Origin of the sequence: Streptomyces sp. NPDC090741, from assembly GCF_044769045.1 — a bacterium.
Lineage (GTDB): Bacteria > Actinomycetota > Actinomycetes > Streptomycetales > Streptomycetaceae > Streptomyces.
On record NZ_JBIVXF010000027.1, the window covers coordinates 14,913 to 26,376 of the forward strand.

An 11,464-nucleotide genomic window follows, 5' to 3' on the forward strand; every position below is an offset into this window, starting at 1 on the left:
CGGGGCTTTCCCCGACTGCCCCGTGCGCGTGCGGGCTGTGAGAGTCCGTCAGGGTGCCCGTACCCCGGACTCCCGCAGCCCGCCGAGAACGCCGAGAACGCCGAGAACGCCGAGAACCTGGGGAAGGTCACCAATGACGAGCACCGAGCCACGCACCGAGCCCGGCCCCGGGGCGGTCCGCCCCCGCCATCCGCTGCGCACCACCCGCGACTACCGGGCCCTGTGGGCGGGGGACGCCGTCTCCCAGTTCGGCTCCAAGATCACGGAGTTCGTACTGCCGCTGCTGATGGTCACCGGCCTGCACGCGAGCGGCACCCAGGTCGGCCTGCTCCAGACCCTCTACATGGCGCCGTTCTTCCTGCTGCCGCTCTTCGCCGGGGTCTGGCTGGACCGCCGCCCCGCCCGCCCGGTGATGATCGCCGCCGACCTCGCCCGCTTCGCGCTCGTCCTGGCCGTCCCCGTCCTCGCGCTGCTGGGCGGGCTCGCGCTGTGGCACGTGTGGCTGATCGCCCTGCTCGGCGGCTCCCTGAGCGCGGTGTACGACATCGCGGCCACCGCCTACCTGCCGCGGCTGCTGCCCGCCGCCCAGCTCCCGGCCGCCAACAGCCTGGTGACGGCCAACCAGGCCGTCGGCGGCACCGCCGGGCCCGGCCTCGCCGGCTGGCTCGCCGCGCTCTTCGGCCCCGCCGCCACCCTCGTCTTCGACGCCCTGTCCTACCTGGCCTCCGCCAGCGCCCTGATGCTCGTACGCCACCGCGAGAAGACCGTCCGCTCCGCCGCCCCGCGCGACCTGCGCCGGGAACTGGGGGAGGGGCTGCGCTCGGTCCTGGACAACCCGCCGCTGCGCGCCGTCGCCGTCCACGCCGGCATCTACAACGCGGGCATCGCCCTGCTGAACCTGGCCTTCCTGATGCGTTTCGTCCGCGAACTCGGCCACGACAGCGCCGACTTCGGGCTCGTCATGGTCGTCGGCGGGCTCGGCGCCGTGGCCGGGGCGCTCACCGCCCCGCAGCTGGTGCGCCGCCTCGGCTTCGGACCGGCCTTCCTGACCGTCCTGGCCTTCTCGACCGCGCCCTACCTGCTGCTGCTCACCGCCGACGGCGGCGGCGCCGACCTGCCCGTGAGCGCCCTCGCCTACCTGCTGGGCACCGGAGGGGCCTCCGCGGGCAGCGTGATCGCGGTGACCATGCGGCAGCGGCTGACCGCCCCGCACCTGTACGCCCGGATGACCGCCACCTACCGGCTCATCAGTTTCGGGATGCTCACGCTGGGCACCACCTGCGCCGGGTTGCTCACCCAGTACGCGGGGGCCCGTACCGCCCTCGCCGTCGCACCGGTCCTGCTGCTGCTCTCGGTCGGGCCGATCGCCGGCCGATCCGTACGCACGCTGCGCGCCATCCCGGAGCGGGCGGCCGCGGATCAGGCCGCGGAGGAGGCTTCCGACTCCTGAGCGCGGTGCACGGAGTCGAACACGGGGATCTTCCGCACCTCGCCGAGGTAGGGGGTCCCCTCCGTGTATCCGGTGCCGCTGCGGTTGCCCAGCATCCGTACGGCGAGCCGGTAGTGGGTCTGGCGCCAGCGGCGCAGCGCGGAGGCGAACTCCTCCATCGCGGCGGCGGCCGGGAGCACGCGGCCGCGGCCGGCGCGCGGCCCGGCCAGGGCGTCCGCGTACGCGTCGTCCAGGGTCCGCTGCCCGGCCAGCACCTGTTCGCGGACCTCGGGCACGGAGCGGTAGGCGTGCGAGTGGAGCCGCTCGGCGTCGGGGGTCCGGCACAGGGACTCCACCAGCTTGTACGAGCGCGACTGGATGGCGCTCGCCCCCTCGGTGAACTCCCGGAACACCCGGAAGGCCTCGGCCTGCATGGTGGCGAGCAGCGAGAACAGCGGCGCGGACTCCGTCAGGGCGGCCGCCGCGCGGCGCAGCCGGTCCGCGGCGGCCGGCCCGCGGCCCGCGTCGAGGGCCTCGATCGCCGCCCGCAGCTCGGCCGCCAGCAGGGTGAAGGTGGCCTCGAAGGCCTGGAGCACGCGGATGAACAGGTACTCGTCGTGTGTGACGTGCACCGGCAGCATGCTCAGGTCCAGCACCAGCCGCTCCCGCGCCGTCATGGACGCGTCGGCCGTCTCCCACAGCCGGCGCGCCGCCTTCTCGGGCTCCTCGCCCGGTACGGGGCCGGGCAGCCCGAGGCGGGCCAGCGCCGGGGCGGCCACCCGCAGCGCCAGCCGGTGGCGCTTGCCGACCAGCAGCGGGGACGGGCGCAGCTCCGGCAGGAGAGCGCTCTCCCCGGCCACGGCGGCCAGTTCGAAGCGGGCGAGGTCGCCCAGGAGGTGCACGACGAGCCGGTCGCGGTGCCCGCGTATCTCCTCGGGACCGGCCCCGGCGGGCGGGGCCAGCAGGGACAGCGCGGTGTAGGTGGGGTAGTCGTAGCGGCCGTCGTACTTGTCGAGGGCGGTGTCCAGGAACCGGTCCAGCACCTCGCGCGCGGCCTCCTGGCCGGCCCCGGCCGGGGCGGGCGCGCAGGTCAGCTCCTCGCGCGCCCGGTCCAGCAGGGTCAGCAGGGACCCGGAGACGAAGTGCTTCCCGCCCTCCCGGTAGGCCGCGACCACGCCGGCGTACGGAAATCGGTCCGGCGCGGGCGCGGGCTCGGCGAGCCAGTCGGTGAGCGCTTTCATGTGAATCCCCCTGGGTGGAAACCCCGGTTTTCGGGCCGGGGAGGAATTGCATTCCTGGATCGGAGCCGTCTATCGGCTTAACACGATGTGGTCTCGTTCTGGCGAAACGGATATCCCTCATCTGCGCACTCGCTAGCGTGCGAGGCGTGAGTTCAACTTCCGTGAAGCGGGCGTTCAAGTACCGCTTCTATCCGAGTGATGTGCAGGCGGCGGAGTTGTCACGCACGTTCGGGTGTGTGCGGAAGGTCTACAACCTGGCGTTGGAGGCCCGTTCCCGGGCATGGCAGCGGCAGGAGCGTGTGAACTACGTCCAGACCTCGGCAATGCTGACCGAATGGAAGAAGACCGAGGAACTGGCCTTCTTGTCCGAGGTGTCCTCGGTTCCGCTCCAGCAGGCGCTGCGCCACTTGCAGGGGGCGTTCGTCTCGTTCTGGGACAGGCGGTCGAAGTACCCGCGGTTCAAGTCGCGGAAGAAGTCGCACGCCTCGGCGGAGTACACGCGTTCCGCGTTCACGTGGCGTGACGGACTGCTGACGCTGGCGAAGATGTCCGAGCCGCTGGACATCGTCTGGTCCAGGCCGCTGCCCGAGGGCGCGATGCCGTCCACGGTGACCATCAGCCGGGACGCCGCCGGGCGCTGGTTCGTGTCCCTGCTGTGCGAGGACACCCCCGCACCGATGCCTGCCACCGCTCGGGCGGTGGGCATCGATGCCGGCCTCATGTCGCTGGTGACGCTGTCCACCGGGGAGAAAGTCACCAACCCGCGGCATGAGCGCAGGGACCGGGTCCGCCTGGCGAAGGCGCAGCGTGACCTTGCCCGTAAGGAGAAGGGTTCGAAGAACCGGGAGAAGGCCTGCCGGAAGGTCGCGAGGATCCATGCGCGGATCGCCGACCGGCGGCGGGACTTCCTCCACAAGCTGTCGACTCGGCTCGTGCGTGAGAACCAAACGCTCGTGATCGAGGACCTGACGGTGCGCACCATGGTCAAGAACCACAAGCTCGCCCGCTCCATCAGTGATGCGTCGTGGGCGGAGCTGCGGTCCATGCTGGAGTACAAGTGCGCCTGGTACGGGCGTCGGCTGGTCACCGTCGACCGGTGGTTCCCCAGCACGAAACTGTGCTCCCGTTGCGGCGCTCTTGCCGCGAGCATGCCCCTGCACGTCCGTACCTGGACGTGTGAGTACTGCGGTACGACCCATGACCGGGACGAGAACGCCGCTGTCAACCTTTTGGCCGCCGGGCTGGCGGTGACTGTCTGTGGAGACGGTGTGAGACCTCAACGGAAAACTCCGGGCGGGCAGTCGTCGGTGAAGCAGAAACCCCAGCGGGCGACCGCTGGAATCCCCCGCCTGTAGGCGCGGGGGAGATGTCAAGTGCGGGATTTCTCCTCGGGAAGGGGGGCCGCCGGGGACGGAGCCGCCGGGGCCGGGGTGGTGGCCAGGGTGGCGGCCGGGGTGGCCGCCGGGGCGGCGTCGCCCATCGGGCCGGTGCGGGTGAGCTCGGTGCGCACGAGCCACAGGCGGGGGAAGAACTGGTGGCCGATCAGCTTGGTCAGCACGCCGATGGGGATGCCCTTGGTGCCCAGGACGTCCTCGCCCAGCAGGCGGAGCGCCATCTTGCAGTGCTCCACCCGCCACAGGGAGATCCCCTCGTCCCAGCCGATCAGGGCCTCGGCGAGGCGGTGCACGGGCGTGTCGGGCTGCGTGCGGTAGACCTCGGCGAGGTCGACGCCCCGCTCCTCGACGGCGCGGTCGAAGGCCTCGCCGAGCAGCGCGGTGGCGCGGCGGGCGGCCGCCCAGCCGGGGGACTCGAAGCCGGAGCCGTGGCCCAGGACGGTGCGGATGGTCTGGAAGTCCCAGGGCGAGAGCCGGCGCATCATCTCCAGCTGGTCGGTGGCCAGCCGGACGCCGAGCCGGGCCCGCTCCAGCAGCCGTACGGCCGTGTCGAAGGAGCCCTCGCCGATCAGCCGGGTGCTGTCGGTGAGTTCCTGGCAGGCGAGCTTGAGCCACAGCTCGGTGGACTGGTGCACCACCTGGAAGAGCAGCTCGTCGCGGTGGATGACCTCCTCCGGGCGGCGCTGGAGGGACAGCAGGGTGTCGGTCCGCATGTAGCGGGCGTAGTCCGTGTCCCCCGTGCCGGGCAGCACCGGTACGGAGTAGTCCTTGCCGGCGGGTGCGGTGTGCGCCTCGGCGGCGGTGGTCTGGGTGGTCACGGGGTGGGTCTCTCCTGTCAGGCGGCCGCGGGAGCGGCGATGGTGCGGTGCCCGGCCGCCGCGGCGGCGGCCTCGGTGTGGGCGATGACCTCGCGGATGGTGTGCTGGCCGAGCATCCGGTCCAGGGGTAGTTCCAACCCCTGCTCCCGGGCGGCGGTCACGATCCGCACGGCCCGCATCGAGTTCCCGCCCAGGGCGTAGAACTCGTCGTGGACCCCGACCTCCGAGACCTCCAGCACCTCGCGCCACAGCGCGACCAGCAGGTGCTCGCCGGGGGTCTGCGGTTTCCCGCCGCCCTCCGGGACGGCCGTACGGGCGTCCTCGTACGCCTCGTACGCCTCGTCGGGCGCGGCGGCCGGCGAGCCGCCCGCCGCCGCGCGGGCGTCCGCCACCGGGCAGGGCAGCGCCGACAAGGCGGTGCCGGGAGCCGCCGAGGCGGCCCGCAGCACCGCGGACAGCGAGCGCGCCACGAGGACGGCCGTCTCGGCGGTGAAGAGGTCCGCGGACAGGGACACGTGCCCGGTCACCGCGTCGCCCTGCTCCACCAGGTCCGCGACCGCGTCGAACTGCAGTGCGGTGTCGGGGAGTTCGACGGGCTCCAGCGTCACGCCGGTGATCGCGGCCAGGCCCAGCGGTACGGACTGCTGCACGTTCAGCAGCGTCTGCGCGAGCGGCAGCCGGCCGGCCCGCCGGTCCGGGTGCGCCCGCTCCACCATCAGCTCGAACGGCACGTCGGCCCGGGAGTACGCCTCCACGCACCGGTCCCGGACCTGGGCCAGCAGCTCGCCGAAGGACGGGTCCCCGGACAGGTCGACGCGGATCGGCAGGGTGTTCACGAAGAACCCGACCAGCGGTTCGAGGTCCACCTCGGGCCGCCCGGCCACGGGCAGGCCCACCACCAGGTCGCTCTGCCCGCTCCACCGCGACAGCACCACCGCGTACGCGGCCAGGGCGACCATGGAGGCGGTCACTCCGCCGCCGGGGGCGGTCAGCCGCAGCTGCCGCACCACCGGCGCCGCCGCCTTCACCGGCGCCGACACCGCCGACCACGCCCGTACGGTGGGGCGCGGCAGGTCCGCGGGCAGCCGCAGCTCGCGCACCCCGGCGAGCCGCTCGCCCCAGTAGGCCAGCTGCTCCTCCAGGGCGCCGGAGGCCACCTGCTCGCGCAGCCAGACGGCGTAGTCCGCGTACTGGAGCGGCAGTTCCTCCAGCGGGTGCGCGGTGCCGTGCAGGCAGGGTTCGTACAGTGCCGTCAGCTCGCGCAGCAGCACGCCCAGCGACATGCCGTCGCAGACGCTGTGGTGGACCAGCGCCAGCAGTACGTGGTCCTCGTCGGCCAGTCGCAGCAGCGAGCAGCGCAGCAGCGGGCCTGCGGCCAGGTCGAAGGGCTCCCGGCTGAGCTCCGCGGCCAGGGCCACGGCCGCCTCCGGACCGCCGGGCACCTCCACGACGGGCAGGGCCACCGGGCCGGGGGCCCGCACCACCTGCGCGATGTCGTTGCCGTCCAGCCGCAGCACGCTGCGCAGCACCTCGTGCCGGGCGACCACCTCGGTCAGGGCGCGCTCCAGCGCCCCGTGGTCCAGCGGGCCGCGCAGCCGCAGGGCGGCGCGCATCGTGTAGAGCGCGGTCCCGCTGCCCGCCTGCTCCAGCAGCCACATCCGCTTCTGCCCGAACGAGGCGGGCAGGGCGAACAGTTCCTCACGTGTCTCGGTCTCGGACATCTCGGTCTCGGTCTCGGTCTCGGTCATGTCAGGACTCACTCCGCAATCGAAGGGGCGGGTACGCGGTAGGCGGACCGGTCGATGCGCCGCAGGGCCGGTGCGGACGCCGGACGGCGCCCGGCCGCGGCCAGGGCCTCGGCCGTCGCGCGCACCGTCGGCGCCGCGAACAGCCGGCCCAGCGGCAGCTCCACCCCGTACCGCGCCCGTACCCGGGCGAGCAGCTGGGTGGCGAGCAGCGAATGCCCGCCGAGGTCGAAGAAGTTGTCGGTGGCGCCGACGGCGGGGACGCCGAGCACCTGCGCCCAGATCGCGCACAGCTCGCTCTCCACGGGCGTCGCGGGCGCGAGGCGGCCGGCGTCGGGGGCGGCGGGCTCCGGGTCCGGCAGCCGGCGCCGGTCGAGCTTGCCGTTCGGGCCGAGTGGCCACTCGGCGACGGCGGCGAAGGCCGTGGGCACCATGTGGGCCGGCAGCAGCTCCCGCAGGTGCGCCCGCAGTACGGTGGCCAGCCCCTCGGCGGCCGGTGCGTCCGCGTCCGGTGCGTCCGCGTCCGGTGCGTCCGCGTCCGGTGCGTCCGGGCCCTCGGCGGGGCGGACGTGCGCCACCAGCACCGGGGTTCCGGAGCTGCCGGTGCGCACCGAGACCACCGCCGAGTCCACGCCCGGGTGGGTGCGCAGCGCCTCCTCGATCTCGCCCGGCTCGATGCGCATCCCGCGCAGTTTGACCTGGTGGTCGATCCGGCCCAGGTACTGCAGGGTGCCGTCCGCCCGCCACCGGCACAGGTCGCCGGTGCGGTAGAGCCGGGCCCCGGGCGCGCCGAAGGGGTCCGGTACGAACCGCTGCGCGGTCAGCCCGGGCCGGCGCCAGTAGCCGCGGCCCACGGCCGGGCCGCCCAGGAGCAGTTCGCCCGCGACGCCGACGGGGACGGGCCGGCCCGCGCGGTCGACGACGTACACGTGCGCGCCGTCGATGGGGCGGCCGATCGGCACCCGGCTGCCGTACCCCTCGGCGCAGGGGTACCAGGTCACGTCCACGGCGGCCTCGGTGGGCCCGTACAGATTGAACACCCCGGTGTCCGGCAGCAGTCCGGCGCATTCGGTGACCAGCGCGGCGGGCAGCTCCTCCCCGCTGCACACGATGCGGCGCAGGGTGTCGCGTACGGCGGGCAGCCGGGCGGCGGTGGTGAAGGCGGCCAGCATCGAGGGCACGAAGTGCACGGTGGTGACCGCGGCCGAGGCGATCAGGTCGCAGAGGTACTCGGGGTCCTGGTGGCCGCCGGGCCGGGCGAGCACGCACCGGCCGCCCACCATCAGCGGCCAGAACAGCTCCCACACCGAGACGTCGAAGCCGATGGGCGTCTTCTGGAGCACGCCCTCGCCCTCGGCGAGCCCGAACGCCCGGTGCATCCACAGCAGCCGGTTGACGACGGCGCCGTGCTCGTTCATGGCGCCCTTGGGCCGTCCCGTGGACCCCGAGGTGAAGATCACGTACGCGAGGTCGCGGGCCCCGGCGCCGGCCTGCGGGCGGTGCGCCGGACGGGCGGCGACCGCGGCGGCGTCCCGCCGCACGCACAGCACCCGCGCTCCCGCGGCTGCGGCCGCGGCCGTCAGCTCCGCGGGTACGGCGGCCGTGTCGGTGACGAGGACCCGGGCCCCGGCGTCCTCCAGCATCATCTCGATCCGGGCCGCCGGGTAGCCGGCGTCCAGCGGCAGGTAGGCGCCGCCGGACTTGAGCACGGCGAGCAGCGCCACCATCAGGTCCAGGCCGCGCGGCAGCGCCACCCCGACGAGCGCGCCCGGGCCGACGCCCCGCGCCCGCAGCTCCCACGCCAGCCGGTTGGCCCGCTCGTCCAGTTCGGCGTAGCTCAGCCGCTCCGCGCCGTACTGGACGGCGGTCGCCCGCGGCGTGCGGTCGGCCTGGGCCTCGATGTGCCCGTGCACGGTGGGGGTGTCCGTCGGTACGGCGGGCGCGCCCGCCCCGCTCCACCGCTCCAGCAGCCCGGCGCGGTCCGCCGACGTCATGACCGGCAGCTCCGACAGGGCGGCGGCGGCCCGCGCGGGCCCGGCCTCCTCCAGCACCAGCCGCAGCGCGGTCGCGATCCGCTCCACCGTCGCCGGGTCGAACAGCTCGGTGCTGTACTCGACGAGCCCGTCGAAGCCGCCGTCGGCGCGCGGCGCGAGGTCCACGGCCAGGTCGAACTTGGCGGCGGCGGTGTCCAGCCGGACCGGCAGCATCTCCAGGCCGCCCACCACGACCGGCTCCTGGGCCTGCTCGTCGGACTGGAACAGGTAGCGCACCAGCGGGGTGCGGCCGCCCGCGTCCCGCTGCGGGCGCAGCTCCTCGACCAGGTGGTCGAAGGGCACGTCGGCGTTGGCCCGCGCGTCCAGCACCTCGCCGTGCATCCGCCCGACGAGCTCCTCCAGCGAGGGGTCGCCCGACAGGTCGATGCGCACCGGCAGGGTGTTGACGAAGAACCCGGCCAGCGCGGCCGTCTCGGCCCGGCCGCGGCCCGCCACCGGCGTGCCCACCACGAGGTCGTCCTGGCCGGTGAAGCGGGCGAGGACCGCGGCGAACGCGGCCATCGCCACGGTGAAGGGCGTGGTGCGCAGCCGGTCGGCGAGCGCGCCGATCCGGGCCCCGGCCGCCGCGCCCACCTCGAAGCGGGCGTGCGCCCCGGAGAAGTCGGAACGGGCCGGCCGGGGCCGGTCCGTGGCCAGGTCGGCGAGGACGGCCCCGTCGAGCCGCCCCCGCCAGTGCTCCAGCTGCGCGGCCGCCGCCGGGGAGGACAGCCACTGCGACTGCCACAGCGCGTAGTCGGCGTACTGGACCGGCAGTGCGGGCAGCCGCGGCTCGCGCCCTTCGGCCTGCGCCCCGTACAGCTCGACCAGTTCGCGGATCAGCACCTGGAGCGACCAGCCGTCGGACACGGCGTGGTGCATGGCCAGGACGAGCAGCCGGGCATCGCCGGCGCCGTGCAGCAGGGTGCAGCGCAGCAGCGGTCCTGCGGCGAGGTCGAAGGGCTCGGCGGCGACCTGTCCGGCCCGCCGTACGAGCTCCTCGCCGGCCTTTCCGGGGGCCGAGGCCGTGCGGACGGCGACGGGCTCGGCGGGTAGGACCACCGCCTGTACGCCGCCTTCGCCGTCGGCGCGCAGGACGCTGCGCAGCACCTCGTGCCGCTCGGTGATGCGGGTCAGCGCCCGCTCCAGCGCCGGCTGGTCGAGGCGGCCGCGCAGCCACACGCCGCAGGCGATGGTGTACGCGGGGCTGCCCGGCCGGAGCTGGTCGAAGAACCACAGCCGGCGCTGCCCGGAGGACGGGGCGGCGGGGGCGGCCGGGTCGGGCCGGCGCGTGATGCCGCCGGGCGCGGAGCCGAGGCCGCGCCCGCGGCGCAGCTGCGCGAGCAGCGCGGCGCGCTGCGGGGAGAGGAACTCGGAGGACATGGCGTCACTGGCCTTCGTCGTCAGGGGACCGGCGGTTCAGGGGTAGGTGCGCAGCAGTTCGGTCAGGCAGCGGGCGCCGAACTCCAGGGCGGTCACGGGGATCCGCTCGTCGGCGCAGTGCAGCAGTCGGCGGTGCGGGCTGCCGGCGGGCAGCAGCAGCGGCAGCCAGCCGTAGCAGCGGATGCCCAGGCGGGCGAAGACGGTGGCGTCGGTGGTGGCCGGGCTCATCACCGGCAGCGGCACGGCCTCGGGGTCGGCCTCGCGCAAGATCGCCTCCAGCCGGTCGTAGAACGGCCCGAACTCGGGTTCCGCGATCAGCTCGGGGCGGACCCGGGGGTCCTCGTGCAGCAGCTCGATCCCGATCGCGTCGGCGTCTTCACCGCGGCCGCCGTCCCCGCCGTCGCCGCCGATCAGGGCGCGGATCTCGGCGACCAGGTCGGCCACCTCGAACTCCCCGGGCAGGATCCGCCCGTCGACGTCGACGGTGATCTCCGCCGGCATCATGTTGATCTTGTGTCCGGTGCGCACCACCGTCGGGTTGACGGTGTGCCGCAGCACCGAGTCGAGCTGGAGCGCCTCGTTCAGCGGCAGTCCCGCGGGCGGCGCGTCGCCCTCGCGGTCCTCCCGCAGCCGGGTCACCGCCCCGGCCAGCGGCTCCGGCAGCGCCCCCGCCAGCGCGGCCAGCATCCGGTCGGCGGCCGGCATCTGATGGCGCGGCAGCCGGGCCCCGCTCAGCGCGGTCAGCACCGCGCCGAGGCGGGCCGTCGGATTGTCCGGCGCGGCCAGCCGCGAGGCGTGCCCGCCGGGCCCGCGCAGGGTCAGCCGCAGCCAGCCCGGCCGCTTCTCGGCCACCACCACCGGGTGGAAGCGGATCCCGGCCAGCTCGATCCCGGCGCCGCCCTCCTCTCCGATGGCGTACCGCACCCCCTCGAACAGCTCGGGGTACTGCTCGACGAGGAACGCGGCGCCCGCCCCGCTGCCGTCCTCCTCGTCGGCGACGACCGCGAGGACCACGTCCCCGGCGGGCCGCTCCCCGGCCGCGCGCAGCCGGAAGAGCGCGGACAGCATCATCGCGAGGCCGCCCTTCATGTCGATCGCGCCGCGGCCCCACACCTCCCCGTCCACGAGGCGGCCCTCGAACGGCGGGTGCGTCCACTCCTGGCCCGTCACCGGCACCACGTCGGAGTGGGCGTGCAGCAGCAGCGGCGGGGCCTCGCCCCGGCCGGGGAAGCGCACCACCAGGTTGGTGCGCTCGGCGCTGGGGCCGACCACCTTGTAGTCCGTGATCCCCTCGGCGATCAGCAGCCGTTCGAGGTGGGCGACCAGGCGGCCCTCGTCGCCGGGCGGGTTGACGGTCTCGATCCGGATCAGGTCCCGCAGCAGCGGCACCGGGTCCAGGAGGTGGGAGTCGTGCATGGGGCGGC

At 74.6% G+C, this 11,464-nt stretch carries 7 protein-coding genes; 2 read left to right on the forward strand and 5 right to left on the reverse strand.

Going from position 1 to position 11,464, the window contains the following annotated elements; all coding sequences use genetic code 11:
- Nucleotides 1–133 precede the first annotated feature (133 nt).
- Nucleotides 134–1,450 (forward strand): MFS transporter, encoded by a 1,317-nt coding sequence (locus ACIQU4_RS40485; protein WP_403742353.1) that lies wholly within the window; start codon nucleotides 134–136, stop codon nucleotides 1,448–1,450.
- Here ACIQU4_RS40485 and ACIQU4_RS40490 read toward each other — a convergent pair.
- Complete coding sequence (locus ACIQU4_RS40490) at nucleotides 1,420–2,670, reverse strand: tryptophan 2,3-dioxygenase family protein (RefSeq protein ID WP_403742355.1); 1,251 nt, start codon at nucleotides 2,668–2,670, stop codon at nucleotides 1,420–1,422. The genes ACIQU4_RS40485 and ACIQU4_RS40490 overlap by 31 nt on opposite strands.
- 146 nt (nucleotides 2,671–2,816) lie before the next feature.
- On the opposite strand from ACIQU4_RS40490, the gene ACIQU4_RS40495 reads away from it, so the two are divergent.
- Nucleotides 2,817–4,025 (forward strand): RNA-guided endonuclease InsQ/TnpB family protein, encoded by a 1,209-nt coding sequence (locus ACIQU4_RS40495; protein WP_403742357.1) that lies wholly within the window; start codon nucleotides 2,817–2,819, stop codon nucleotides 4,023–4,025.
- A 14-nt stretch (nucleotides 4,026–4,039) separates the two neighbouring features.
- On the opposite strand, the gene ACIQU4_RS40500 is transcribed toward ACIQU4_RS40495, so the two are convergent.
- The 4 genes from ACIQU4_RS40500 to ACIQU4_RS40515 are packed head-to-tail and all read right to left on the reverse strand — an operon-like array spanning nucleotide 4,040 to nucleotide 11,456.
- Nucleotides 4,040–4,882, reverse strand: coding sequence for a tryptophan 2,3-dioxygenase family protein (locus ACIQU4_RS40500; protein WP_403742360.1), 843 nt, complete (start codon nucleotides 4,880–4,882; stop codon nucleotides 4,040–4,042).
- A gap of 17 nt (nucleotides 4,883–4,899) precedes the next feature.
- Nucleotides 4,900–6,630: a condensation domain-containing protein gene (locus ACIQU4_RS40505; RefSeq protein ID WP_403742363.1), complete on the reverse strand. Its 1,731-nt coding sequence runs from the start codon at nucleotides 6,628–6,630 to the stop codon at nucleotides 4,900–4,902.
- Between the two features lie 8 nt (nucleotides 6,631–6,638).
- Entirely contained in the window at nucleotides 6,639–10,040 is a 3,402-nt protein-coding gene (locus ACIQU4_RS40510) for an amino acid adenylation domain-containing protein (RefSeq protein ID WP_403742365.1), read from the reverse strand.
- A gap of 36 nt (nucleotides 10,041–10,076) precedes the next feature.
- On the reverse strand, nucleotides 10,077–11,456 hold the full coding sequence (locus ACIQU4_RS40515) for a M20/M25/M40 family metallo-hydrolase (protein WP_403742368.1): 1,380 nt from the start codon (nucleotides 11,454–11,456) through the stop codon (nucleotides 10,077–10,079).
- Between the last annotated feature and the right edge of the window lie 8 nt (nucleotides 11,457–11,464).

Coding starts and splice junctions, on each gene's coding strand:
- ACIQU4_RS40485 (WP_403742353.1), top strand. CDS start 134: ATGACGAGCACCGAGCCACGCACCGAGCCCGGCCCCGGGGCGGTCCGC.
- ACIQU4_RS40515 (WP_403742368.1), bottom strand. CDS start 11,456: ATGCACGACTCCCACCTCCTGGACCCGGTGCCGCTGCTGCGGGACCTG.
- ACIQU4_RS40510 (WP_403742365.1), bottom strand. CDS start 10,040: ATGTCCTCCGAGTTCCTCTCCCCGCAGCGCGCCGCGCTGCTCGCGCAG.
- ACIQU4_RS40505 (WP_403742363.1), bottom strand. CDS start 6,630: ATGACCGAGACCGAGACCGAGACCGAGATGTCCGAGACCGAGACACGT.
- ACIQU4_RS40490 (WP_403742355.1), bottom strand. CDS start 2,670: ATGAAAGCGCTCACCGACTGGCTCGCCGAGCCCGCGCCCGCGCCGGAC.